This is a genomic window from Cyanothece sp. BG0011, assembly GCF_003013815.1.
Taxonomy (GTDB): Bacteria; Cyanobacteriota; Cyanobacteriia; order Cyanobacteriales; family Microcystaceae; genus Crocosphaera.
In genome coordinates this window covers 1-26,427 of sequence record NZ_PRLH01000053.1, presented here as the reverse complement: position 1 = coordinate 26,427, position 26,427 = coordinate 1, and the positions used below count along the sequence as shown (strand labels likewise).

The 26,427-nt window shown below is 40.2% G+C and carries 25 protein-coding genes and 1 tRNA gene; 13 read left to right on the top strand and 13 right to left on the bottom strand.

Annotated features, from left to right (window positions below):
• The first annotated feature begins 15 nt into the window (after positions 1–15).
• On the top strand, positions 16–2,079 hold the full coding sequence (locus C4E06_RS07890; RefSeq protein ID WP_107667589.1) for a DICT sensory domain-containing protein: 2,064 nt from the start codon (positions 16–18) through the stop codon (positions 2,077–2,079).
• A 26-nt stretch (positions 2,080–2,105) separates the two neighbouring features.
• Here C4E06_RS07890 and C4E06_RS07885 read toward each other — a convergent pair whose 3' ends face one another.
• On the bottom strand, positions 2,106–2,732 hold the full coding sequence (locus C4E06_RS07885) for a CBS domain-containing protein (protein WP_107667573.1): 627 nt from the start codon (positions 2,730–2,732) through the stop codon (positions 2,106–2,108).
• Positions 2,733–2,875: 143 nt separating this feature from the next.
• Here C4E06_RS07885 and C4E06_RS07880 point away from each other — a divergent pair, with 143 nt between their 5' ends.
• Positions 2,876–3,772 (top strand): DMT family transporter, encoded by an 897-nt coding sequence (locus C4E06_RS07880; protein ID WP_107667572.1) that lies wholly within the window; start codon positions 2,876–2,878, stop codon positions 3,770–3,772.
• Between the two features lie 35 nt (positions 3,773–3,807).
• Here C4E06_RS07880 and C4E06_RS07875 read toward each other — a convergent pair whose 3' ends face one another.
• Positions 3,808–5,511, bottom strand: a complete 1,704-nt coding sequence (locus C4E06_RS07875) for a protein adenylyltransferase SelO family protein (RefSeq protein WP_107667571.1) — start codon at positions 5,509–5,511, stop codon at positions 3,808–3,810.
• A 257-nt stretch (positions 5,512–5,768) separates the two neighbouring features.
• Between C4E06_RS07875 and C4E06_RS07870 the strand changes: the two genes are divergently transcribed.
• The 3 genes from C4E06_RS07870 to C4E06_RS07860 all read left to right on the top strand — a co-directional run bounded on the left by C4E06_RS07870 (position 5,769) and on the right by C4E06_RS07860 (position 8,419).
• Positions 5,769–7,034 (top strand): RNA-guided endonuclease TnpB family protein, encoded by a 1,266-nt coding sequence (locus C4E06_RS07870; protein ID WP_107667588.1) that lies wholly within the window; start codon positions 5,769–5,771, stop codon positions 7,032–7,034.
• A gap of 108 nt (positions 7,035–7,142) precedes the next feature.
• Positions 7,143–8,171 (top strand): dihydroorotase, encoded by a 1,029-nt coding sequence (gene pyrC / locus C4E06_RS07865; RefSeq protein ID WP_107667570.1) that lies wholly within the window; start codon positions 7,143–7,145, stop codon positions 8,169–8,171.
• 167 nt (positions 8,172–8,338) lie between these two features.
• Positions 8,339–8,419: transfer RNA gene (locus tag C4E06_RS07860), tRNA-Leu, on the top strand.
• Between the two features lie 64 nt (positions 8,420–8,483).
• Here C4E06_RS07860 and C4E06_RS07855 read toward each other — a convergent pair.
• From C4E06_RS07855 to C4E06_RS07835, 5 genes are all read right to left on the bottom strand, one after another.
• Positions 8,484–8,924, bottom strand: a complete 441-nt coding sequence (locus C4E06_RS07855; RefSeq protein ID WP_107667569.1) for a hypothetical protein — start codon at positions 8,922–8,924, stop codon at positions 8,484–8,486.
• Positions 8,925–9,074: 150 nt separating this feature from the next.
• A complete protein-coding gene (locus C4E06_RS07850; RefSeq protein WP_107667568.1) occupies positions 9,075–10,844 on the bottom strand; it encodes a ribonuclease J in 1,770 nt (589 codons plus the stop codon).
• Positions 10,845–10,955: 111 nt separating this feature from the next.
• Positions 10,956–11,852 (bottom strand): 4-hydroxy-tetrahydrodipicolinate synthase, encoded by an 897-nt coding sequence (gene dapA / locus C4E06_RS07845; RefSeq protein WP_107667567.1) that lies wholly within the window; start codon positions 11,850–11,852, stop codon positions 10,956–10,958.
• Between the two features lie 57 nt (positions 11,853–11,909).
• Positions 11,910–12,953, bottom strand: coding sequence for an aspartate-semialdehyde dehydrogenase (locus C4E06_RS07840; RefSeq protein WP_107667566.1), 1,044 nt, complete (start codon positions 12,951–12,953; stop codon positions 11,910–11,912).
• A 207-nt stretch (positions 12,954–13,160) separates the two neighbouring features.
• A complete protein-coding gene (locus C4E06_RS07835; protein ID WP_107667565.1) occupies positions 13,161–13,532 on the bottom strand; it encodes a helix-turn-helix transcriptional regulator in 372 nt (123 codons plus the stop codon).
• Between the two features lie 224 nt (positions 13,533–13,756).
• Here C4E06_RS07835 and C4E06_RS07830 point away from each other — a divergent pair, with 224 nt between their 5' ends.
• Together C4E06_RS07830 and C4E06_RS07825 are read left to right on the top strand one after the other, a co-directional pair.
• The gene (locus C4E06_RS07830; RefSeq protein WP_107667564.1) at positions 13,757–14,296 is read left to right on the top strand and encodes a rhodanese-like domain-containing protein; all 540 of its coding nucleotides are present in this window, start codon (positions 13,757–13,759) and stop codon (positions 14,294–14,296) included.
• A gap of 7 nt (positions 14,297–14,303) precedes the next feature.
• Positions 14,304–15,086: a sulfite exporter TauE/SafE family protein gene (locus C4E06_RS07825; RefSeq protein WP_107667563.1), complete on the top strand. Its 783-nt coding sequence runs from the start codon at positions 14,304–14,306 to the stop codon at positions 15,084–15,086.
• A 32-nt stretch (positions 15,087–15,118) separates the two neighbouring features.
• Here the strand turns inward: C4E06_RS07825 and C4E06_RS07820 are convergent, their stop codons facing one another.
• From C4E06_RS07820 to C4E06_RS07810, 3 genes are all read right to left on the bottom strand, one after another.
• Positions 15,119–15,982 carry an NAD(P)-dependent oxidoreductase gene (locus C4E06_RS07820; protein WP_107667562.1) on the bottom strand — a complete coding sequence of 288 codons (864 nt, stop codon included), beginning with the start codon at positions 15,980–15,982 and terminating at the stop codon, positions 15,119–15,121.
• A gap of 94 nt (positions 15,983–16,076) precedes the next feature.
• On the bottom strand, positions 16,077–17,126 hold the full coding sequence (locus C4E06_RS07815; RefSeq protein WP_107667561.1) for a fatty acid desaturase: 1,050 nt from the start codon (positions 17,124–17,126) through the stop codon (positions 16,077–16,079).
• 191 nt (positions 17,127–17,317) lie between these two features.
• Complete coding sequence (locus tag C4E06_RS07810) at positions 17,318–18,145, bottom strand: capsular polysaccharide synthesis protein (RefSeq protein ID WP_107667560.1); 828 nt, start codon at positions 18,143–18,145, stop codon at positions 17,318–17,320.
• A 221-nt stretch (positions 18,146–18,366) separates the two neighbouring features.
• Here C4E06_RS07810 and sir point away from each other — a divergent pair, with 221 nt between their 5' ends.
• From sir to C4E06_RS07780, 6 genes are all read left to right on the top strand, one after another.
• A complete protein-coding gene (sir, locus tag C4E06_RS07805) occupies positions 18,367–20,274 on the top strand; it encodes a sulfite reductase, ferredoxin dependent (protein ID WP_107667587.1) in 1,908 nt (635 codons plus the stop codon).
• Between the two features lie 37 nt (positions 20,275–20,311).
• On the top strand, positions 20,312–21,721 hold the full coding sequence (locus tag C4E06_RS07800; protein ID WP_107667559.1) for a serine/threonine-protein kinase: 1,410 nt from the start codon (positions 20,312–20,314) through the stop codon (positions 21,719–21,721).
• A gap of 64 nt (positions 21,722–21,785) precedes the next feature.
• Positions 21,786–21,968 (top strand): hypothetical protein, encoded by a 183-nt coding sequence (locus C4E06_RS07795; RefSeq protein WP_107667558.1) that lies wholly within the window; start codon positions 21,786–21,788, stop codon positions 21,966–21,968.
• Positions 21,969–21,985: 17 nt separating this feature from the next.
• Positions 21,986–23,005, top strand: coding sequence for an Npun_R2821/Npun_R2822 family protein (locus C4E06_RS07790; RefSeq protein WP_107667557.1), 1,020 nt, complete (start codon positions 21,986–21,988; stop codon positions 23,003–23,005).
• Positions 23,006–23,011: 6 nt separating this feature from the next.
• The gene (locus C4E06_RS07785; RefSeq protein ID WP_107667556.1) at positions 23,012–24,001 is read left to right on the top strand and encodes a glycosyltransferase family 2 protein; all 990 of its coding nucleotides are present in this window, start codon (positions 23,012–23,014) and stop codon (positions 23,999–24,001) included.
• A 12-nt stretch (positions 24,002–24,013) separates the two neighbouring features.
• The gene (locus tag C4E06_RS07780; protein ID WP_107667555.1) at positions 24,014–24,970 is read left to right on the top strand and encodes a glutathione S-transferase family protein; all 957 of its coding nucleotides are present in this window, start codon (positions 24,014–24,016) and stop codon (positions 24,968–24,970) included.
• 83 nt (positions 24,971–25,053) lie between these two features.
• On the opposite strand, the gene C4E06_RS07775 is transcribed toward C4E06_RS07780, so the two are convergent.
• The 3 genes from C4E06_RS07775 to C4E06_RS07765 all read right to left on the bottom strand — a co-directional run.
• Entirely contained in the window at positions 25,054–25,308 is a 255-nt protein-coding gene (locus C4E06_RS07775; protein ID WP_107667554.1) for a BrnA antitoxin family protein, read from the bottom strand.
• Entirely contained in the window at positions 25,298–25,564 is a 267-nt protein-coding gene (locus tag C4E06_RS07770) for a BrnT family toxin (protein ID WP_107667553.1), read from the bottom strand. Before C4E06_RS07770 ends, C4E06_RS07775 begins: the two co-directional genes overlap by 11 nt.
• An 80-nt stretch (positions 25,565–25,644) precedes the next feature.
• The coding region (locus tag C4E06_RS07765) for an alpha-amylase family glycosyl hydrolase (RefSeq protein WP_255412133.1) at positions 25,645–26,427 on the bottom strand (783 nt) is incomplete at its 5' end.

The following is a 26,427-nucleotide window of genomic DNA, read 5'->3' as shown; positions in this document are numbered from 1 at the left end:
CGGACACAATCATTGATGAGCAGATCAAAATCGGTTTTAACACAACTGTTACAAATTTTTCCTCAATGGAGGCCTCAAATGTATTTTAAGGCTTCCTTAACTGCCCTGTCTCATGCTATGGAAGATCAGGTATTAGCAGGATCAGAACAACCCTTAGTTATTGCCAGTTTTCAACGAGAACGATTTTATCGTCAAGAAGCCCAACGATATCGACGCATTGCTCAAAAAAGTAATCAAGTCTATGTCTTGGCCGCCCCAGAAACGGATTTTAAACACCGGTCTCAAGACTATGAAACTATTGCCTTTGATGCCGACGATCCCTTAACTAAAGAATGGCATTTAATCGTTTTAGGGAAAAGCTATGCCAGTTGTTTAATTTGTCAAGAAAAAAGTCCCAATCGAAACCAAGGAATGACGACGGACATGGATAATAACCGTCGTTTTGAAGGGATTTGGACCTTTGATCGTCAAGTGGCTCAACAGGCTGCCAATATTCTTTTAAAAACAATTGTAGATTATCGCCCAGAATTAGCAGAAAAAGCCCAACAAGCTCGCGATCGCTATATCCCCTCTGATTTTTTACAAGACGGGGACCCTCAAACCCAAGAGGTAGATAACACCACCTGGGATGTAACCAACAATAATCCCGATCCCTTTGTACAACGGTTAGTCACTTATTTACAAGCTGGTCAATATAAACTGATCAAAGCCAATCGCAGTCTCTCGGCCAAAGAACATAAAGAAAGATTAATTAACTCAGTGACCACTGCTATTCGTTTATCTTTGGACCCCGATGAAATTCTACAAGTGGCGGTGCAGAAGCTAGGGGAAGGGTTAGGGGTTTGTCGTTGTTTAGTCTATCGTTGCAAGGAAACCGACACAACGGCCACCATTGAACACGAATTTCTCAATCAAGGGATTCCCTCCATTAAAGGACAAACCTGGCCCTTGCAAGAAAATCCGTTATTTCAAGAAGTGGTTGAGTTACGAGACGCTTTAACCATCGATAACGCGACGAATGATCCTCGATTGAGCAATGGTAAAGGAAACCCCTCAGCCCAATCCTTACAAACCTTAGTCCATAGTTGCTCGATTTTATCGTGGATGTTAGTGCCAATTTTTTACAGTGGTCGACTGTTGGGAATGTTGGAGTTGCATCATTGTGGCCCGAAACCCATTAGCTGGAAAGAAGAAGATGTAGCCCTAGTTAATGCGATCGCCACTCAAATTGGGGTAGCCCTCATCCAAGCAGAAGCCTATGCTAATCTTCAGGATCTCAATGAACAATTAGAAGCCCTCGATCGCACTCGTTCCAATTTAGTGGCCATCACGGGCCATGAATTACGGACCCCTTTATCCACCATTCAAGTGTGTTTAGAAAGTTTGGCCACAGAACCGGATATGTCTCCTGAGTTACGCCAAGTGATGCTGAATACCGCGCTGCAAGATGCTGAACGAATGCGAAAACTGGTGCAAGATTTCCTCACCTTATCCCAGTTAGAAAGTGGACGGGTAGAGTGGAATATTGAAGCCTTAGATTTGCACGAATGTGTGGAATTATCCTTAAGCAACGTCAGAGCCCGTCACAAGGAGACACCACTCCCTAACATTGAAAATTTGGTCATGGAAGAACTCCCCTTAGTTAAAGCAGATGGAGAATGGTTAGTGGAAGTCTTGGCCAAATTGTTAGACAATGCTTGCAAATTTACTAGCGAAGAGGGCAAAATTACCATTGAAGTCAGTTGTCATAGTCCCCATCATTTAGAGGTCACTGTTGCCGATACAGGGCGAGGAATCGAACCGAAACGCTTAGAAACCGTCTTTGACCGTTTTTACCAGGAAGAAGGGGCATTACGACGCAGTACAGGGGGAACTGGGTTAGGGTTAGCTATCTGTCGTCAAATCGTTAGCGGTTGGGGGGGACACATCTGGGCCGAGTCCCAAGGGAAAGATCATGGCAGTCAATTCCACTTCACCATTCCCATTTATGTCGATCAAATGTCGAGTGAATCGGCTTATCCCACCATAACCCGTTCCCCTCAAGGGCGGCAAAGGGCAAGGGGAAAACGGCAAAAGTAAGCCGAAGCAAGCCACACAAGTGGCATTCAACCACTACACCAATTGTCTAACGTCAAGATTTGTCCCACTGAGGGATATTCTTCTAGATAGGCTTCTAGAGCAGTTTTTTCGGGTTTTTTATTACTATAAAAAGAGGCTTCTGCTTCGAGTTCTTCGACTAATAACCAAGCTTCTTGACAAGCTTTTGAATCATGAGAAAACTTTTGACATATTTTTTTAGCTTCATTAATTTTCTCTTCAATTTGTTTATGTAATTGGTCTTCGAGGGGATTGTTAACAAATTCACTTTTATTTAAAATATCGGAAACCGAAACAATGCCTAGAAGTTCACCTTTAATAACAGGCGCACAACGAATGTCTGAATTTTTAAATAGTTTGGCTGCATATTCAACCCCTAAATCTGGATTTAAAACAAGACAAGGTTTGGTCATAATTTCATAAACTCTGACTTGTTGGGGATTTTTCCCAGAAGCAACAACCTGATTAACAATATCACTGTCCGTAATAATTCCGTAAGCATCTTGAGGGTGGCTACGTTCAACAATTAACGTATGAATTGTTTGTTCTCGCATTAATTGAACAGCCACAGAAACTTTAGCTGAACTGCGAATGGTAATGACATCTTTAGTCATGATGTCAGCGACTTTCATCATGGTCAATTTTTAATCCATTTTCTTTGAATGTAACATAAACCTGCTTAATGTCACAAATGAACAAGAGATTTATGGGTATACTGACTATATATATTAAATATGCCTAACCATCAAGAGTATAAATATTAGGAAAATAATTAATAATGGAAATTCATGAATATATCGGGGAAATGTCTGCTTTAGGAGGTGCATTTTTATGGGCGGCTTCATCAGTCGTTTATCAAATGCTAGGGCAGAAAATTTCTGCCTTAAAGCTAAATTTATTTAAAGGAATTGTGGCAACATTTTTGATTATTGTTACTCTATTATTGACCCGTGATACAATACCTGAGTTTCATTTTTTACCAATGGTAATTTTAATATTGAGTGGAGTCATTGGCATTGGAATTGGAGATACAGCCTATTTTACCACTTTAGGTTATTTAGGAGCTAGACGTACTTTATTAATGGAAACATTGGCTATCCCGATGTCGGCGATTTTGGCCTTAATTTTTTTATCAGAAAGCCTGGAATTAATATCTTGCTTGGGAATTATTTTAACCTTGTTGGGGGTCGCTTGGGTTATTACAGAAAGAACTCCTGATACGGTTATCAGTTATCCTAATCTGATGAAAGGGAGCTTATGGGGAGGATTAGCTTCATTATCTCAAGCAACAGGAGTAATTTTAGCGCGTTTTGCTCTAGTAAAATCGAATTTTTTACCATTAGAAAGTACCTTATTAAGATTAGTAGGGGGATTAATAATTGTTGGGGTTTTATTATTAATTTCCCACCAGAAAACCATAGAGACTTCCCATAAACTATCTTTAAAACTCATCGGGGTTATTAGTTTAACAGCATTTGGGAGTACCTATCTAGGTATTTGGCTACAGCAAACAGCCATTAAATTTTCTCCTGCGGCCATCGCTCAAACTTTGTTAGCAACCAGTCCCCTATTTGTCCTCCCGTTTGCCTTGGCAATGGGACAAAAAATCTCTTTAAGAGCCTTTTTAGGAGTCTGTATTGCCATAGCAGGAATTGGACTATTATTTAGTCGTTAAACACCAATAATTCTAACCACTGTTGTAATTCAACATCAAGATGAGCAGCTATAGTGAGATACGCCACCAGCACCAAAAAACGCCTTAGGTTTTAGGCGATAGTATTTATCTTCTATTTCTTGTGATTGCTCATCATAGGGATGGCTAAGCACTTCTTGCAACTCTTTGACTAAGGTATAGTCCCCTTGCATGGCCTGTTGGTACGCGGGAACAATCAGCCACTCTCGCCATGTATATTTTGGGTTAGTCTGTTTCATATTTTTTGAGATATCAGCTAGATTGCCGTGGTTCCTGAGGAGGTTGTGCCAGCTTTGTAGCCAAGATTGCCATTGTTCATCAATTTGTTGTGACGTTTCAGTATAGAAGCTCTTTTTCAAGGGTTCAACATCCTCTGGTATATGGGATAACTCGCGGAAGAAAATGGTGTAATCTACCTCTGAGTTGGTCATTAACTGCATTAGGGTCTCAAATAGCTCTGGGTTAAATTCAGTTAAGCCAAGTTTAGCCGCCCACATTTTTTGGATTTGTTCTTGCATTGCCTGTGCAAAGTCACGACCTACTTGGTCGAACTGTTCTAAAGCTTCAGCATCTTCTGCAAGTAGCGGTCTCACCGCTTTCCAAAACATATAATAATTCGCTTCGGCTGCCATGGGCTGATTGAAGAATGAAAAGTGTTTACCGCCGCCAGTCCAAGGTTGAAACCAAGGGTCAAATTTTTCACAAAACCCAAATGGTCCATAGTCGAGGGTAAAGCCACCAGCGGCGCAGTTATCGCTGTTAAAATTACCCTGGCAATAACCAACCCGTAGCCAATTGGCCACCAGTGAAGTAAGACGTTGGCGAAATAGCTTAGCCAACTCAACCAATTGATAGGCTTTACCAAGGTTTTGATTAATGTCGCTTTTGTATTCTCGCTCGATTAAATGGGACACTATCATGCTCAACTCTTTTAATGCTCTCGGATGAGCATTACTGCGAGCGCGGCGGGCAAATAACTCTAGCTGACCAACGCGCAAAAAGGAGGGTGCAACGCGAGTTGAAATAGCCACAGGATTGTCCACCAAAATATCAGGGTCGGTGGAGTGGGAGTCTTGAGAATACCAAGGCCGGGTAACAGTCTCAGATTTAGACACATACAGTGTCAAAGAACGCGATGTTGGTACATCTAAGGCGTGCATATAGTCTTGCGCCAGAAACTCACGCACACTTGAACGTAGCACTGCGCGCCCGTCAGCACCACGGCAATAAGGTGTGGGTCCGCCACCTTTCAATTGCATTTCCCAGCGCTGACCATTGATTATTCCTTCAAACACAGATATCGCCCGACCATCGCCATAACCATTCCCAGTACCGAATGGACAATTTTGGATATATTCGTTGCCATAAATCGACAGGGCATAACCCGTCGCCCAGCCCATTTGACGCATAGGCTCATGGGCAGCAGAGATATCACCAGAAAAAACCTGGCGAAATTTTTCATCCAGCACCAGATCATCGCTCAACCCAAGTTCTTTAAAAAAGTCTTTGCTATGAGTTACATATTCTGGTTCCGCAAGCGGTGTAGGTGTCACCGGTACAAAATGACCAGAGAAAACCTGACGGGGACGGTGATCATCACCATCGACCGTGGCATCAGGGTCGGCATTTAAGGTATCCATCAGAGAATAATCCGCCAGTCGCACAAACTCATCGAAGGTAGTTACACAGGGGTCAGCAGATGGTTTAGATCGATACGACATGGTTGCTAACTTATAATTACGTAAATGAAATAGATAACAAAGTATTTATGCTAACTCATTTTAGCTATGAATTATATTAAGCTAGTCGATGGATGGTTTTAAAATCATCAGCCTCTCTTAACCCAATGTCGGGCAGAATTCCCTTATCCTCTATAGGTTAGGGATGAATGCAAGGGCCTACAAATAAACCGCAAAGCGTCCACATTCTATTATCTTGTGCTATACTTTTATCATAAAGTATAGCTTGCGTGAAACCATTGTACAGAGCAGTAAAAGTCCGAATTTATCCAACACCTGAGCAATCTCAAAAACTTAGTCAAGTGATGGGATGCGCTCGTTGGTGGTGGAATTACGCCTTAAATCTGTGCAATGAAACTTATAAAGAAACAGGTAAGGGTTTGAGTCGGGTAGCACTACACAAAGTATTACCAAAGCTCAAAAAGTCAGAGGAAACTGCATGGCTCTGTGAATGTTATTCTCAGGTCTTGCAGTCAACCACTCTAAACTTGACTAAAGCCTTCAAGAACTTCTTTGATAAAAGAGCCAAGTATCCTAGATTCAAGTCTTATCATGGCAAGCAATCCTGTCAATATCCTCAAAACTGCGAGGTAGTAGATAAAGGCGTAAAAGTCCCTCAAGTGGGGATAATTAAAGCTTCTATTCATAGATTATTTGAGGGACAATTAAAGACTGTAACTATTACAAAAACACCGACAGGAAAATACTATGCTTCATTGTTATTTGACACTGAACAAGAGACTCCTGAAGTAGTAGCGAGTGGAAAAGTTATAGGAATCGATTTAGGACTCAAAGACTTCTGTATCACTCATGATGGAGAGAAAACGTCTAAATATACTAATCCTAAACATCTCAAAAAACATGAAAAAAACTTAGCTAGAAAACAGGCTAAATTAGCTCGTAAGAACAAGGGGAGTAAATCAAGAGAAAAAGCAAAAAAGCTAGTAGCTAGAGTTCACGAACGTATAAGCAATGCCCGTCAAGACTTTATACATAAATTATCTAGAAAAATTGTTGATGATAATCAAGTAGTAGTCGTTGAGAATTTGAACATCAAGGGTATGGTTCGTAATCATAACTTAGCTAAGGCTATATCTGATGTCGGATGGGGAATATTTGTCAATTTTCTTGCTTATAAACTAGAGCAAAAAGGAGGTTTATTAGTAGAAATTGATAGATGGTTTCCTTCCTCTAAAACTTGCTCTAATTGTCTTTATCAAATGTCAGAAATGCCATTAGATATTAGGGAATGGACTTGTCCGAGTTGTGGCACACACCACGATAGGGACGAAAATGCGAGCAAGAATATTAGAGCAGAAGGCATCAGGCAGATAGCGGTCGAGGGGCGCGCCATCCCATGGCGCAAGCCCAATCGACCAAGAGGATCGGTCTTGGGAACCAGGACTGCTGCTGAAGGAGGGGAAGTAAGCCCAAAAGGTGGACGCAAGTCTGTCTTGAGGCATTCCCCTGTGAGTTCAGAAGCCCCAACTTCAACGAAGCCTTAGCGGAGTAAGTTGGGGTAGTTCACAAATATAATTAAGCTTATGGGGCTATGAGAGAAAAAGAGTAACAAGAATTGAATTCATCTCAACAAGAAGACGAGGGAGGACAGGATGCAAAAGCTGACCATAACCCAGCCTGATGACTGGCATTTGCATATACGTGACGGGGCAATACTCAAAACCGTGTTGCCCCACACCGTGCGTCAGTTTGCTCGTGCTATCATTATGCCGAATTTGAAGCCCCCAGTTCGCTCAGTAGATGAAGCAGCAGCTTATCGAGAACGCATCATCGCCGCCATTCCGGCTGGCCAACAGTTTGAACCCTTGATGACCCTTTATCTTACCGACAACACAACCCCTAAAGATATTATCGCAGCATTGGCTTCGGGGTTTGTCAAAGCACTTAAGTATTATCCTGCCGGGGCAACCACGAATTCAGACTTCGGCGTGACGGATATTCGTCGCTGCGATCGCGTCTTTGAAGTGATGGAGGAGGTAGACCTACCGTTATTAGTACACGGGGAAGTGACGGATAAAGATGTTGACGTATTTGATCGCGAGAAAGTATTTATTGAAAAATATTTGCTTCCTCTCAAACAACGATTTCCCAAACTGCGGATAGTGTTTGAACACATCACCACTTCAGATGCGGTGAATTTTGTCCTGGAGGCTGAAAACGTCGCTGCCACCATCACGCCACAACATTTATTGTTTAATCGCAATGCCCTCTTTCAAGGTGGCCTTCGCCCCCATTTTTATTGTCTACCCATTTTGAAAGGGGAAGAGCATCGTCAGGCTATTGTTGAAGCCGCTACCTCGGGCAATCCTAAGTTTTTTCTGGGTACTGACAGCGCTCCCCATACTCGCAACAACAAAGAAAATTCCTGTGGCTGTGCAGGATGTTATTCGGCTCTACACGCGCTAATGTTATACGCAGAAGCCTTTGAGCGTGCTGATGCTCTCGATAAGCTTGAAGCTTTTGCCAGCTTTTATGGACCAGATTTTTACCGACTCCCACGTAATACCGAACAGATAACCCTAGTCAAATCGGCTTGGCAGATTCCTGCTCACATCCCACTGATTGAATCTGAACTTGTTCCCCTATGGGGAGGTCATGAGATAATGTGGCAAATTCAGTAGCTCAAAAAGGAATAACGAAGGGGATCTCAGTTTGGGAGATATGAATAAATAAGACCAGTAATGGCACGTTCAGCCCAGGAAACTGCTCGCCTAACAGCACAAGTATGTCACGAGTTGTCGTTTAATTAGAAAAAAATATGTTATGATTATAAACTGGACAATAAAATGCGGACGTGGCGGAATTGGTAGACGCGCTAGATTTAGGTTCTAGTGTCTTTGGCGTGAGAGTTCGAGTCTCTCCGTCCGCATAAAACCCCGTGGTTAAGGTTGTAGGGGTCAACTACCGTTGACCCCTACTTTCGGAAATTGATATTAATAAAGATAAATAGCACCGGTTTTTTGTAAATTAATGGAGCGATGGCCTAAAAAACTGGGCTTATCTTTGACAACGGATACATTAACAATATTATTATCTTCATCCACGTTGACTTTGTAACGTAAATTAAAGTCTGTTGCATCGTTAACTAAGGGATAAATAACAATATTAGCCGAACTACCAAACCCTTTTAAATTTCCGGTTTCTTCTGGTTGTAAAGCCTGGGGGTTCATGGCTTCTATATCTGTTAAATCAAATTCAATCGGGATATCGGTTTCATTAATAATATTAACTTCTACAATGCGTTTTGTATCAAACCTTGCCACCGGTTGCCAATAACCGGGTTGATAAGTCTCCGCCGGGGGATCTTGTGCTTGAGTGACACTAACATTAAAAACCCCTAACGTTAATAACAAAATAAGTGAGATTGATTTCATGGAATTATGGATTCAAAATAATGGTTTATTGTCTACTTTATCAATCAATTTTCAAGACTAAGTTGATCGATGGTCAGTTGTTTTTCACTGTCTACAAAAATAGGGGTCAACCACTGTTGACCCCTAGAACAAGATTAACTAAGTCTGACATTAAGAAGCCGTTGAAGCCGTGGGACGACGACGACGATAAACTTTACGGTTAGCAGTTGCTTCCGAGCGAGAAGGCTGTTCAGGGGTTTGTAACAAGAAGATAACCAGGGGATAACTTCTTAATTCCCGTTTCACTAACCTTTGTAGGGTGTTTTCAATTTCGTCTTGTAAGTAGTCCCAGTCTACCTCTGTTTTACCATTGCTTGAAGCGAAGTCGTTCCAACGGTTCTCTAAAATATTTTCGATCGCCCGAATAATCAATTGTTTGATCAAAGAATATTCCACTTTACTCACCACACCCCGTAAGTCCACTTCAGGAGAAGTTAATAATTTTCCTTCCCAACTAATGGCCGCCGCCACGGTAACTACCCCATCTTGAGCCAGTTGTTGACGATCTTCCATGACGTGTTCGTGAACCACTCCGGCTTGATCAACCAACTCGATCCCTGAGGGTACTGTTCCGGCAACGCCAATACTATCCTCAGAAACCTCAACAATGTCCCCATTGTTAATAATAACGATATTATCGGCCGGAACTCCCATCTTATAAGCGGTTTCGGCGTGTTTAACCAGCATTCGGTGTTCCCCGTGGACTGGAACAAAGAATTTAGGCCGAGTTAAGGCTAACATCAATTTATGGTCTTCTTGACAACCATGACCGGAAACATGAATCCCATGATGACGGCCATAGATCACTTTTGCCCCTTGCATCATCAGGCGATCAATTGTATTAACCACCGCAATGGTGTTTCCTGGAATGGGGTTAGCAGAAAAGACGATCGTATCCCCTCGACGCACTTTAATATGACGGTGAGAACCCCTCGAAATACGGGTTAAGGCGGCTAAGGGTTCCCCTTGTGACCCGGTGGTTAAAATTAAAACTTGTTCATCGGGTAAGTTGTTGGCTGCTTTGAGGGAAACGAAGAGGTCATCCGGACATTTAAGATAACCTAATTCTCTGGCGTGGGCAATGACGTTTAACATCGAACGGCCCACCACTGCCACTTTCCGCTTATGTTTTTGCGCCAGTTGTAAGATGATATTGACCCGATGCACTGAAGAGGCAAAGGTAGTGATCATTAACCTAGCTTCGGCCTGGGCAATAATGCGATCTAAGTTGGGATAGACTGAACTTTCTGAAGGGGTACTGCCGGGTACTTCTGCGTTGGTGGAGTCGCTTAGTAAGCAGAGAACGCCTTTTTCGCCGTGTTCAGCTAATTTTTGAAAGTCGAAAAATTCTCCATCAACAGGGGTATGATCGACTTTAAAGTCTCCTGTATGGATAACCACCCCTAACGGTGTGTGAATGGCTATGGTGAAGCTATCGGCAATAGAATGGGTATTGCGGATAAATTCAACTAAAAAGGAGGGACTGATCCTAACTATTTCTCTCGGACTGACGGTTTGTAGCTTGGTGCGATCGCTCACCCCGGCTTCTTCTAATTTATCCTTAAGTAAGGACATGGCCAACTTGGGCCCATAAATCTTGGGAATATCAAATTGCTTCAAATGATAGGGAATACCACCGATATGGTCTTCATGACCATGAGTGGCAATCATTCCTTTGATTTTATGACGATTTTTTCGTAAATAGGTCATATCGGGTAAAACAATATTGACCCCGTGCATTTCTTCTGTGGGAAAGGCGATACCGGCATCAATGAGAATAATTTCGTCATTGTATTCTAGGACACAGGTATTTTTGCCGATTTCGTGAAGTCCCCCTAAGGGAATAATTTTTAGGTTGGATTGTTTCTTAGTTTGACTCATTTTCCTCCTTATTATTTTAAGTCAATGGGTTAATCGTTAGGTTTAGTTAACTTGAATAAAACGCTTTTGATAGTGAAAATTATGGTTCTAGGTCATTAATTCATTGATTAATTACTTGTCAATCAAAGATAATTCTTGTAAGACAACTTTAACCTCTTCTTTTAACGTTTCTGATAATTCTACTAGGGGAAGTCTCACGCTTCCCACTTGCCATCCTTGTAAGTTTAATGCTGCTTTGATGGGAATAGGATTGGTTGTACAAAATAAGACTTTAAATAAGGGAAAAAGTTTCACATTAATTTCTGTGGCTTGACTCCCTTTATTATTCTCAAATGCTGCGATCATTTGTTGCATTTGTGTGCCAACTAAGTGACTGGCCACACTAATCACCCCTACTCCTCCCACCGTTAACAACGGCAAGGTTAAAAAGTCATCTCCTGCATAAATCAAAAATGAAGGATCGGTCATGCGCCGAATTTTACAGGCTTGTTCTAAATTTCCACTGGCTTCTTTGATAGCAATAATGTTATTGATTTCTGCTAGTTTGGCAATGGTTTCGGGGGACATATTTTGTCCTGTCCGCCCAGGTATATTATACAATATTATGGGAAAATTGCCTACAGTTTCCGCAATTTTTTTAAAATGTTCATACAGTCCTTCTTGAGGGGGTTTATTGTAATAAGGAACCACTTGCAATGAGCCATCTAATCCCATTTTAGCAACTTTTTCGGTCATTTCAATGGCGTGTTGAGTTGAATTAGCCCCGGTTCCGGCTAACACTTTTCCTTTAGAGCCTACGGCTTTTTTTACTACTTGAAATAACTGGGATTTTTCTGACCAACTCAGGGTAGGGGACTCTCCTGTTGTCCCACAAAGTAATAAGCTGTCGCTACCATTATCAACTAAATGAATGGCTAATTTTTCTGCCATTTCATAGTTAACATTTCCCTCCTGATCAAATGGCGTTACCATTGCAGTAATCACCTTACCAAAACTTTGCTCATTCATTAACTTGCTTATCCGTTACAGTTTTATTTTGCACCTAATGATACTTAATAATTCTCCTTATACGTTTAGGGATGATTTCGCTGTATTTAACCAGCTTTTTTCCATTAACAATTCAGCAATTTGCACGGCGTTTAAGGCTGCGCCTTTACGAATTTGATCCCCACAAATCCATAATTCTAAGCCGTTGGCATGAGAAATATCTTGACGAATCCTACCCACTAGAACATCATCTTTACCCGAAGCATCAATAGGCATAGGAAAATAGTTTTTTTGCCAATCTTCGAGTAATTGAACCCCTGGGGAGTTAGCGATAATTTCCCTAGCTTGAGCCACAGAAAACGGTTCTTTAAATTCTAAATTAATGGCTTCTGAATGGGCCCGAAGCACTGGCACTCTAACACAAGTTGCCGTAATTTTTAAATGGGGGGTATTAAATATTTTACGGGTTTCATTGACCATTTTCATCTCCTCTTCACAATATCCTGTTTCGGTTAAGGGAGAGTTATGGGGAAAGAGGTTAAAAGCGAGGGGATAGGGTAAAATTTCTGCTTTAGGGTCTTCTCCTTTTAAAATAGCTTGAGATTGAATTTTGACTTCTTCCATTGCCCTAGCACCGGCTCCACTGGCCGACTGATAAGTTGAAACCACAATACGTTCGATGGGTTGAACTTGGTGCAAGGGGTAAATGGCCACTGCCATTAAAATTGTCGTACAGTTAGGATTAGCAATAATGCCTTGATGGTTAGCCGCCGCCTCTGGGTTGATTTCTGGCACAATGAGAGGAACGTCTGGGTTCATGCGGAAGGCACTGGAGTTATCCACCATCACCGCTCCAGCGTCTACAATGGTCTGGGCCCAAGCTTTGGAAGTAGAACCCCCGGCAGAAGCGAGGACAAGGTCAACGTCATTGAAAGCCTTTGCTTCGACTGCCTCAACTTTAATGGTTTCTCCCTTATAGTTTAAAATCGTTCCTGCTGAACGAGGAGAAGCCAACAGTTTGAGGTTATTGAGGGGAAAGTTACGGCTTTCTAAAAGTTCTAGCAACTCAGTGCCGACGGCTCCCGTTGCTCCTAGGATAGCGACATTGACTGACCTTGACAATCGACTGTTCCTCCAGAATCTGTAGAGTTTTCTATCTTACCATTATACAGAGACAGACTCAGTCGATGAAAACTTATGGGTAAAAGGTTGCACAGGAGTAGGGGAGTAGGGAGTCGGTAAGGTCAATCATCATAACTTTTAACTTAATATCGAGAATCATCAATATTAGTGATGATTTTTAGGTTTCAGGGTTTATTTTTAGTTGAATTATGTATTGCTAAAGGATAGATGTAATTGCTTAAAGGCTTCTGTTTTTTGCTGCATCTTTGAGTAGAGACGACCACAAACTAACTCGCATAACTCAAAAATCATCGGATCTTGAATTTCGTAATATATCGTTACCCCTTGAGGCTGACGGGATAAAATTTCGGCCTCCGTTAACATTTTAAGATGCTTAGATAAATTCGCTTGCCCTAAACCAGTAGCTTTACTGAGTTCGCTGGCATTCATCCCCCCGTCTTTCAAACAACTTAATATTTGTAGGCGACTGGTTTCTGAAAGAATTTTAAAATAATCAGCGATGGGAGCCAGAAATTCCTGTTGCTTGGCTGGATTATTATCAGTAGAGGTTTTTGCCATCGATTAATCAAGTTTCGTCGTTTCTTTTAGTTAACTAAATAATATTTTAACAAGAAAGTGATATAGATCGGCATCTCTCATAACTGTTTAAGCAATCAATCAAGGGCAATGACAAATTATGTCAAGTTTTTTAGGTTGACTATATAGTTAATTAGTTATAATATAAGTCGTGAGGCATAGCCCTCAAATTATGTTTATTTTTAAATAGTTGAATTGAAAATAAGATGAAAACCCTTAATTATGAGGCATTACCCACCATTGATAGTAATACCTTAAAATCATGGTTAGATAAGGATCGCGTTACCCTGGTGGATGTTCGGGAAGTTTCAGAATATGCCGCCGAACATCTTCCCAAAGCGGTATTGATTCCCTTATCTCAACTGAAACCTGATAAAATTCCCTTAGAACAAGATAAGCCCTTAGTTGTTTACTGTCGAACCGGTAATCGGTCTGCTCAAGCAGCACAAAAACTAATGGCGGTGGGTTTTCGAGGAGTTAGTCATCTCGGTGGCGGTATAGAAGACTGGAAAAAAAGAGGATTACCAACCATTGTTAATCGGAATGCCCCTATCAGCTTAATGCGTCAGGTACAAATTATCACAGGTTCATTAGTCATCATGGGGACATTGTTAGGAGCGTTTGTTTCCCCTTGGTTTTTGCTCCTCAGTGGTTTGATCGGAACCGGACTTCTTTTTGCAGGCATTACAGATACCTGCGCTTTAGCAAGATTACTGGCAAAATTACCTTTTAACCAACGGGTGTAAATGCAAGATGATAATTTGGATTATTGGACATTTTTTGGCCATTTGTATCGGACTCAGTTTAGGCTTAATTGGGGGAGGGGGTTCTATCTTAGCTGTGCCGATCTTAGTTTATGTGATGGGACTCGGAGCTAAAACTGCGATCGCCATGAGTTTGGGCATTGTCGGGACGGTGAGCTTAATTGGGGCCATTCCTCACTGGTTACATGGGAATGTTAATGGTCAAGTGGCGGTTATTTTTGTCCCTACTGCTATGTTAGGGGCTTATATCGGTGCAAAAATGGCAGGATTTCCCTTTATTACCGAAACCACTCAATTGATCTGCTTTGCCCTTGTCATGGTATTGGCGAGTCTTATCATGATTCGCCAAGGAAGACAAAGATTGAAAAATCAGAACTTGCTAACCGAAAAAGAGAGCTTTAAAGATAATAATCAAAACAATCGGTTGTTTATCCTTTTAGAAGGATTAGGGGTCGGTATTTTAACCGGATTTGTTGGGGTGGGGGGTGGTTTTGCCATCATTCCGGCCTTAGTGCTGTTAGGGGGTCTTCCCATGAAAAAGGCGATCGGTACTTCCTTAATTATTATTACCTTTAATTCCATGACGGGATTTCTGGGTTATCTTTCCCAGGTAAAGCTTGATTGGACGTTAATGATTTCTTTTACCCTGGCAGCCAGTTTAGGAACCCTGACGGGGGCTTATCTTACTCGTTTTATTGAGGCGAAAAACTTACAAAAAGGGTTTGGTTATTTTGTTTTAGCGGTGGGAATTTTTGTTTTAATTCGCCATTAAATTTATGCACCAAAGGGTTGCTCGTTAGAATCCTATTTTTCTGTATTAATAGCAGAAAATAAAGCAGAATAGTCCTGATCTGATAATCCTAATTCTATTGTTTGTTGAATAATCCTACGAACCCCTTGCAAAACTTCAGTATTTAAGCCATTTTCTTCCGCTTGATTTAAGAATAAATTGACATCTTTTAATAAATGTTTGGTGGGAAAATTAGGATTTTCAAAATTACGTTGCTGCATTCTATCTAACTTTTTATCAAAGGTAGGGGCATATAAAGCACTTTCTCGCAAAATACCCATAAATTTATCAATATCAACTCCCTGCCGTTCAATTAACCCTAAACTCAAGGCGAACCCACTGGTTAAAGCTGCAATTAATTGATTTAAGGCTAACTTTAAAGCGGATGCGGTTCCCACTTCCCCAATATGTTGGGGTTGGGAGCCAAATTGTTTTAAAATTGGCTTATATTCTTCAAATTGAGACGTTTTAGCCCCTACCATCACCAATAATGTTCCTTCCTTCGCTTGAGGAATGCTACCTAATACAGGGGCTTCTAGATACTGGCCTCCTTGTTTTTCTACCGCTTTTTGGATGTTGCGGCTTTCATCGGGGGCGATAGTTCCCATTTGAATGATAGTACGGTTTTGTAGATTATCTGCCGTTTCTGGGCTTAAAATTACCTCGCGGATAGCGTTAGCATCCGTTAACATTAAAATTAGCACCTCTGACCCCTGGATGGCTTCTAAGGGGGTTTGAGCCACCTTAGCCCCTAACGGTTCTAATGGTAGGGCTTTACTGATGGTTCGATTATAGACAATAACGGAATGATCAGCTTCTAACAGTCGTTTTGCTAGGGGTTTGCCCATTAATCCTATGCCTAATACGCTGATCTTCATCATGTTTATAAATTAATTGGTTTGTTTTTAATTGTAACAATAAAAAAAGGATCGCTTGTGGTCAGCGATCCCCGATTCTCAGAACAAGGATTTATTATTTTTTACTCTGATAATATTGTTGAAAACTCTGATAATTTGTTTCAGGATGATAAAGATGACATTGAGTGGTGATCTCATTCATTAACGGCCAAGAAAAGCGAAGTTCACACAAATAATCACCCCAATTTTCCTTTAAACTTTGATGAGCCATTCTTAAATTATAGCTAGGGATTCCGGTAGAAATGTGATGGGGAATGTGAACATTAATGTCATGACACAAAATTTCTACCCAACGGGGATAATCACAATGAACTGTACCGGATAATTGCGCTTGAGCTTCGTTCCACTCTGCTTCTTTTTTAAAAGGAATATTGGGAACCGTATGATGGACTAATGTAAAGGTACTCATCCAAAAATGGAAGACTAACCAAGGTAATAACCAAAACTTAATCACACCCCAGATTCCTAAAGTCGCGAAGGCAAGAGGAAAAACAATGATAGCAGCAACAATAACCACTAAAGCAGAAAAGCGGATTTGTTCTCTGTCTTTTCCTTCAAATTTAGTCCAGTCAAAGTGAATTTTTGCCCAGTGAACCACAGAAGCAAACCACCAAAAACGACCTCTTAACTGTCGATATCCCCACTTTTCAAAACTAGAAAAGGTTTCGTAAAATTCGGGCATAAAGGGGTCCCAAGCATTATCAACATCTAATTTATTAGTATGCTTGTGGTGATGATTGTGAAGAATACGCCAACCATGAAACGGATAAAATAGCGGTAAAAAAACAGCATGGCCAACCAAATCATTGACCCAATTATTATTAGAAAAAGAGCGATGTCCACAATCATGACCAATGACAAATAATCCAGTCATGGCGGTTCCCGTAAATACCCATAAAATGGGAAGCAAGTACCAAGGAGAAACCGCCAAGGCGGCCCATCCTAAAGCGACCATCGAGACAGTCAGAACCACTTTAAACCAAGCTTTACGGGGATTTTTAACAAAGACTTCTGAAGGTAACGTTTTTAAGATATCGCGTAACCGAATATTCTCATCCAATGGAGGAGAAACTGACGGTTGAGACTGTGTGAGCAATGTTGTCATGAATAACTAAGGGATAGTACAAATTGTCAACGAGAAAGTAAGTTATGGGAAACTAGGGTTTGAAAAGCCTCACAATCTTACCAAGACCCCGATGATGGGTCAAAAAAGACAAGATTTTCCGTAACTTAACCTTCATAGTTATATCACATATCCCACACTCCTAGAACCATCGGACGAAGATACTATTTTAGTTATTCAGTTTTTTCTAAAAGATAATATAAAATTGAGGATGAAGAATATTTTTCCTGGTTGTACTTATAAGTTAATTTATAGACGGGATCAATTCGACTATCGATTCTTTCTTTTAATTCAGGAGTTAACGGACGGAGTAATCCATATCTTCCTAAAATTTCACCGTTAGGGGGATAGGGCTTCATTAATTGATATTGCTTTAAAAGTTCTCGATCTGAATTAATTAAATTGGCAAAGATATAATGAAAAATAAAATAGGGATAAACTTTAAATATTTTCCTGACAAACCATGAAGACCAAAATCGGGTTGTTTTATATTTACGATTTAAGAATTTTTCTAAAAACTTAATTCTTTTTTTAGCTATTATCCCACCATGATAGAATTTATTATCACGATAAAAAGCTGTTAAAGTTTGATTCATGCTGACAGTAATGGGGTTAGATGGTTCTGATGCTAAAAACCAATTCAAAATCCATCCATAACCTCTCGTTTTATAAGTAAAAGCAAAAAAACCAGCTTGAGTATAATCTTCTAACCAACTATCTAAGGGGACTCTACATAAGCTAGTAGCATCAGCCCATACTCCTCCATATTTTGAAAGTAACTCCAACCGAACTAAATTGGCTTTTTTGGCACCAGGTAATTGTTTGAACTTTTCTTCTGGTAACATTATGTCTACATAGTTTTTAAAATTATTATTATCCAGACAAATAAGCTCCCAATTAGGGTTATACTCTGACCAAGATTGGTGACATTTTTTAACAACTAATGGAGCTTGTTCCAGTCCCTGAAACCATAAAAACCAGATTTTTTTAGGAATTGCCATTTTTATTAATCTTTTTATGTTTAAAATAATACAAAATCTAGCAAATTTATTCAAAAAAATCAAGATCCTAAAAAAAATGAGAGTCACAAAGAAAAGACTGTCACATTTTTTAAAGAATCAAAGAGACTCAAAACAGTTAAGATAGAAAAAGTCACTCATAATCTGACTGAGCAATATAGAAAGATAAAGCCAGATTAGTAACGCATTTAATATTCATGGCAATGGTCAAAACTCCTGTTTCACCTACTCGCAAAGTTTCCAAACTAGAAAACATTAAAGAACGTAGCAACTTCTTAAGAGAGCCTTTGAAAAGCGAATTATTAGAAGATAGTACCCATTTTAGCCAAGATGCGGTTCAAATACTCAAATTTCATGGATCTTATCAACAAGATAACCGAGATAACCGCGTTAAAGGACAAGAAAAAGATTATCAGATGATGTTGCGGACCCGTAACCCAGGGGGCTTTATCCCACCGCAACTCTACTCAACCTTGGATCGCCTCAGTGATGAATATGGCAACCAAACCTTACGAGTCACCACCCGACAAGGGTTTCAACTTCATGGAATTTTAAAGAAAAATCTGAAGTCAGCGATCGCCTCTATTGTCAAGAGCATGGGATCAACCCTGGGAGCTTGTGGGGATCTCAATCGCAACGTCATGGCCCCGCCAGCCCCCTATAAAAATCGCCCAGATTACCAATATGCTTGGGAATACGCCGATAAAATCGCCGATCTCTTGCGACCCCAAACCAATGCCTATTACGAAATTTGGTTAGATGGAGAAAAAGCCATCAGCGTCGAAGAAGATCCCGAAGTGGTGGCAGCCCGTCAACGGAACGGCAACGGAACCCTGATTAAAGATAGCGAAGAACCCCTTTACGGGCAACATTATATGCCCCGTAAATTTAAATGTAGCGTCACCGTACCAGGGGATAACTCCATCGATCTCTACACCCACGACGTTAGTTTAGTGGTGATAACCGATGATAACGAGGAATTACTCGGGTTTAACGTCCTCACCGGCGGTGGAATGGGACGCACCCACAACAAAGAAGAAACCTTTGCCAGATTAGCTGATCCCTTGGGCTATGTGACCAAAGACGAGGTGTTTGACTTGCTCAAAGCCATCTTAGCCACCCAACGGGACTACGGCGATCGCACCCAACGCCGTCACGCTCGCATGAAATACCTGATTTCTGATTGGGGAATCGAAAAATTTAGGGGGAAGGTAGAAGACTACTTCGGCAAAGCCCTAGAACCCTTTAAACCCCTCCCAGACTGGAAATATGAAGATTATCTCGGCTGGCACGAACAGGGAGACGGTAAGCTCTTTTTAGGGATCTCCATCGAAAATGGCCGGGTGAAAGATGAGGGCAGTTTTCAGCTAAAAACCGCGTTGAAAAAGATTACGGACGAATACGCCCTACCCATGCGTTTAACCGCTAATCATAACCTCATTATCTATGAGATTGACCCAGACCATAAAGCCGGCATCGACAACATTTTGCTCCACTGTGGCATTGTTATCGACCCCGAAAAAATCGATACCTTAACCCGGTATTCCATGGCCTGTCCCGCACTGCCCACCTGCGGATTAGCCATCACCGAGTCAGAACGGGCGTTACCAGGGATTTTAGAGCGGATTAATGGGGTTTTAGACCATCTGGGCCTAGGAGGGGAACCCATCGTCATTAGAATGACTGGATGTCCTAACGGTTGCGCCCGTCCCTACATGGCCGAATTAGGGTTTGTAGGCAGCGCCCCCGGAATGTATCAAGTGTGGTTAGGGGGCGATCCCAACCAAACCCAACTGGCTCAACCCTACATTGAGAAATTACCAGAAAAAGACATTGAGAGCTTCCTAGAACCCTTGTTTGCCTACTATAAAGCAGAGAAAATCGATAACGAGAGTTTTGGGCAATTTTGTCAACGAGTCAGCTTTGATGCCCTGAGAACCTTCTCTCAAAGCTATCAGCCCCAAAAACGTCGCCGGGTTCGCAAAAATCAACACCGGGTCAGCGTTCCTGATGCTATGTTTGCCCGTCTCAAACAAGCCTCCCAGGAGGAAAAACGACCCATGAATCAAATTGTGCAACAGGCATTAGAAGACTATTTTGAGGGGCAATAACTCCTAATAAGGACTGATTCTTTGACCTGGAGGGAATATGGCTAGATATCCCGACTTTTCACAGTACAACTACCACATAGAACAAGTCCTAGGAAAAAACAGTACGGGAGGACGGGTGACTTATCTGGCCTCCCATCTTGATACCCAAAAAACCGTGGTCATTAAACAATATCAATTTGCGAAAATTGGCAATTGGAATAGTTACCAGGCCCATCAATCAGAAATTAAGGTATTGCGATCGCTGAATCTAGCCAGTATTCCCCGTTATCTCGACTCCTTTGAAACCCCCAACGGCTTTTGTTTAGTTCAAGAATATAAACAAGCACAGTCCCTAGGGCAAGTTAAAGGGTTAACCCCCCCAGAAATTAAACAAGTTGCCCTCAATCTCTTAGCAATCCTCATCTATTTACAAAAACAGAATCCTCCTATCATTCATGGGGATATTAAGCCAGATAACATCCTAATTGACCCGAATAATGGGTTAAAAGTCTATTTAATTGACTTTGGCTTTGCTCGCATGGGGGGTTCTGATCTCGGCATGAGTAGTAGCATTCGGGGGACAGTGGGGTTTATGCCCCCCGAAGAAATGTTTAACCGTGAACTCACCACCGCCTCCGATCTTTACAGTGTGGGGGCGACACTGGTTTGTCTGTTGACTGGCACGTCAGCCCACAATATTAATCAATTACTTGATCCTCATGGGTATCAACTCCATTATCAACATTTACTCCTTCACCTTCATCCCCGTTTTAGACGATGGTTAAGGAAAATGACGGCACCGAAACAAAGCGATCGCTTTGTTGATGCCTTAAGGGCTTATCAAGCATTAGAACCGTTGAGCATCGAAAGAAAAACATCTTTTAACCCCATCCTCACTCACTATTCTTTAAAATCAGTCATTTTAAGCATCAGTATTATGGTGGCCTTGGCCTTGATCGGGACGACTGGGTTTATGTATTGGCGAGGGCGCACTGTCAGACTGCTTTTAACCAGCAAAAACTGTCAAGGCTGTTATTTACGTCATCTCAGTTTGCGACAAGGGAATTTAACAGGGGCAAACTTAGCCGGGGCCAACTTAAAAGATTCTAACCTCAAAGATTCTGACCTGACCAATGCTGACTTAAGGGGAGTCAATCTTAGCAATGCTTACTTAAAAGGTGTTACCCTAACAGGAGCTAATTTAGAAGGAGCCAATTTAGAAGGGGTGAATCTCATGGAGGCCAACCTCGAAGGAGCCAACCTTGAAAGAGCCAACCTCGAAGGAGCCATTTTAAATGGGGCTAATTTAACCGAAACTAATTTTAAATTTGCTAACTTACTTAATGCTAAACTAAAATACACAAGACTGATTAAAAGTAACTTAGAAGGAGCCAATTTAGGGGGGGCGAATATGGAAGGTGCTAACCTAGAAAATACCATTTTACCTGATGGTAGCTTTTCTCAGTAGTTCCTAATTTAAACTTATCTTGACATCGTTTCTACTAACATAAAGATTAATTAGAGGTAAACAAATGACTAACTTAGGTAAAATTTTAGTTTGCATGGCCATGGGAATTGTAATTGCTAAACTTGTGGCCTCTTTCTTCGGAAAAGGTAACATTCCTTGGCTCAATAAATTGGTTACCATTATTTTATGTTTATTTATTGGGTTTGAAGTGTATCAGATTGGTCAAATCTTAGTTAATAAACCATAAAAATTCAAGGAAAAATTATGGTATCTCAAGGAATTTATACCCTAGCTAATGATGTCGTTTACGATCAACTCATAGCATTACTCAATAGTATTGAAGTTAATGTCAGTCCTTCACTACCCATTTGTATTATTCCCTATGATAATCGTTTAGATAAGGTCAAAGCGGAGATCAAAAATAGATCGAATTTGAGTTTATTTGAGAATCAATTCTCTATTGATAGATGGGAAAAGTTTGCTCATAAAGTTTGGGAAGCCCATCCTAGAAATAAAGAAAGTAAAGCTAGTCGGCCCAGATGGTATAAGGGGCATTTACATCGTAAATTTGTCGCCTTTGATGGGGAATTTGATCAGTTTATTTTTTACGAAGCTGATAATTTAGCCATGAAGTCTGTTGACGATGTATTTAAGAAGTTAGAAGATTATGATTTTGTCTTTGATGACTGGGAACATCGTAAATCAACGGAAAATGCAGCCCTAAATATTCCTATTATAGAAGCCAGTGGTTGCTATACAGAAGAACAAGTCAGACCTAAAATTCATGATGCTAGTTTTTTCGGCTCAAAAAAAGGATTATTTCCTCCCGAAGAATTAGCAGAATTAGAAGATAAATTGATTAACAAAAGAGAAGTTGAATGGATTAATAGAATTGGCTGGTGGGATGATGTTTTTCTCTATAACTATCTAACTTTACGGTGTGAACGACCCATTTACAACTTTACCCAAAGTTCAGACGGACAAGATAGAACCGGAAATTGTGCTGACGCTGATCCTTTTGTGAACATCGATAATGTCCTTTACAATGAACAAGGATTAAAGCCAATTCATCGTATTCATTATATGAATTATTCCTCAGCATCTTTCGCCCGTTTGTGTCAAGGAGAAGATGCAGATATTAACTATAAAGATACCTTTTTACATTATCGTTTTTTGAAAAATCCTGAACAAAAACCCAGTCAATTAATTCCCCCGACTTCCTTGACGAAAGCAACTCGAAAACTGCAAGGAATTATGGGAAAAATTAAGCGCACTATTTCTTAAAAAATCATGGTTAAAGTCAGTGTTTGTATTCCAACTTATAACCGTTCCCATTATCTTACCTATGCGGTTAATACTGTTCTTAATCAAACCTATTCCGATTTTGAATTAATTATCTGTGACGATGCTTCTCCTGATAATACTTCGGAAGTTGTTGCAGGATTTCAAGACAGTCGAATTCGTTATATTCGTCATGAGAAAAATATAGGAAGAAGTCGTAATATGCGATCGGGTTTTGAAGCATCTAAAGGAGACTATTTTATCAAGTTTGATGATGATGATGCCTTAACCCCAGAGTTTCTAGAAAAAACAGTTAATATATTAGATAAAAACCCTCAAGTTGATTTTGTTTGTACTAACCATTGGGTGATTGATAAAAATAGTAATAGGGTCGAATCTGCCACAAAAGAAAATACAATTCGTTGGGGTAAAGATCAACTTAAAGAAGGCATTATTCAAGACTTAGATTGGCAAACTTTTTATTATCAAAGTTTACAAGTAGGGTCAACATTATTCCGTTATTCTTGTTTAAAAGAAGTGGATTATATGGACCCTAAAGCTGATGGATGTGAAGATTTTGACTTATTAGTTAGACTTGCATTAATTAAGAAAGTAGGCTATTTTTTACCCGACTATTTAATGGAATATCGTTTTCATGGAGGACAAACCAGTTTAGGACAAAATTTACACTTTTTACAAGCAAAATTATATTGTATTGATAATTATAACTTTCAGGATCAAGACTTAGAAGAAAAGCGAAAAATAAAATTAGCCCAAACCCAACAAGACTTAGGACTCAGATTAATTGAACAAGGAAAAACACAAGAAGGAAGAGAACTTTTAACCTCATCAAAACAGGTTTTAGGTTCATCAAAAAGAACAAATTTAGGCTTATTAATGTCTTATTTACCCCTTAACTTACGGCAACTAATTTTAAAACAATTTCGTCAATGGAAACCAAAGGATTATACTGAAAAAGTACGCACACAAACAAATTAGGATGATCAAAAAATGGGATTATTAATTGATGGGGTTTGGCAGGATCAATGGTACGATACCAAGAGTACAGGAGGGCGTTTTGTTCGCCAACAATCTCAGTTTCGTCATTGGATAACCAAAGATGGAAAAGACGGATTTAAAGCCGAAGAAAACCGTTATCATTTATATGTTTCCTATGCTTGTCCTTGGGCCCATAGAACTCTAATTTTTCGGGCAATTAAAGGACTAGAATCAATGATTTCCGTCTCTGTTGTTCACTGGTTTATGGGGGAATATGGTTGGACTTTTAAACCCGGAGAAGGGGTCATTTCTGATCCCATTCATGACGCTAACTATTTGTATGAAGTTTATACGAAAGCAGACGAAAAGTATACGGGAAGGGTAACGGTTCCTATTTTATGGGATAAAAAAAACAATACCATTGTTAATAATGAATCTGCTGAAATTATTCGGATGTTTAACAGTGAATTTGATCATCTTGGGGCCAAACCCGGAGATTACTATCCAGAAGGGTTAAGAGACGAGATTGATCAAGTTAATGATAGAATTTATAATACAGTTAATAATGGGGTTTATAAGGCAGGATTTGCCACGACTCAAGACGCTTATGAAGAAGCCTTTAACCCTCTCTTTGAAACCTTAGATTGGATAGAAGAAAGACTGTCTCATTCTCGGTATTTAATGGGAGATCAATTAACAGAGGCAGACTGGAGATTATTTACCACTTTAGTGAGATTTGATCCGGTTTATGTAGGACATTTTAAGTGTAATAAAAAGCGGATTGTGGATTATCCGAATTTATGGGGATATGTCAGAGAATTATATCAATTTCCCCAAGTAGCAGAAACCGTTAATTTTAAGCATATTAAAGGACATTATTATCAAAGTCATAAAACCATTAATCCGACGGGAGTTGTTCCTGTTGGACCCGATATTGATTTTAACTATCCTCATGGAAGGGGTGTTTAATCGTTACAAGATTATATCAAGCGATCGCTTCCCAAGTCAGTAAAAAAAGCGATCGCAAACTGTCAAGTCTTAAACAAGGAATCTTATCGTATTTCTGATAATTCTTCCCGAAGAATACGACGTAAATCTGCTTCAGTAAGCGATCGTTCAGAAGAAGATTGGATATGTTGCTTTAAAACTTCATTAATTAGGGTTTGGTAGCCAGTTCCTTTTTCTTCTGCTTGTTCTCGAAAGTTAGCTAGAATATCATCATCTAGATAAATGGTAATCCGTGTTTTTCCCGTAGATGGAATAATTGCACCTCGTTTTCCTTTAGAAAAATCATATTCAGGTTTCATAAGTTTTTCTCTCCTGTTTTGTCGCACGACGAGCAGAAATTAATCGGATTATTTCACCTCGTAGGGTATAAATAACCACTAATAGCGATCCTGTGTTTCCCATCCCCACGGCGATAAAACGTTCTTCTGTTAGAGAATCAGGATCGAGATCGTGAATCGCTAGGGGATCAAAAAAGACCATTTCAGCTTCTGCAAAGGAAACTCCATGCTTTTGCTGATTGGTTTTTGCTTTTTGGGGATCATATTCAAAGCTCATACATACATTATATGTATTAAGGAAACTTGAGTCGATAACAAGGGATCATTCCCTGAAATCTTCAACTTATAAAATTACAGTTAATTATCGCGTCTTAATACGGAAACTTCAAAGGGATATAACTTAGAGGGTAAGTCAATCATTTTACCCACTTCCCTCTCATTAGAAACTAATATTTCCCAAGTATAAGGGGCAATATATTCATCTACGGTTAACTCTTTTTCATAGGAAAAGTTGATTAAAACTAATACCGTTTCTGCTTCCGTTTTTCGGGTGTAAGCTAAATGTTCATAAGGATAATGAATTAAACTATGCCAACGACCAACTTGTAACGCTTCGCTATTTTTTCTAGCTTTAATTAACTGTCGATAAAAATTGAGTAAAGAATGGGGATCTTTTAACTCTTTTTCTACATTTTTTTCTGTGTAATTTTTATTAACAGGAAGCCAAGGTTCAACGTCTTTTCCAAAGCTAAACCCGGCATTAACGGAGTCATTCCATTGCATCGGTGTTCTGGCACTATCCCTAGGAGGTGGTGATTCTCCGCTATCGCTTTTAACAATAGCTTGATCTTTAATTTGATCGGGAGGAATATCTAAATTGTCTACCATGCCAATTTCTTGACCATAGTAGAGAAAAGGAGTGCCTCGAATGGTCAATAAAATAGCGGCTGCTGCTTGAGCAATACCTAGAGGATTAGTACATAAACTACATTCAATCCAACGGGATAAATGTCTCGGAATATCATGGTTATCTAAAAAGTAGGTCGGCCATGCACCTTCGGGGGTAATGAGTTCTTTTTTGACAATTTCTCGCTGTAAATAGCCAGGATACCAAGGACTAAAGGGAAATTCAAAGGTAAA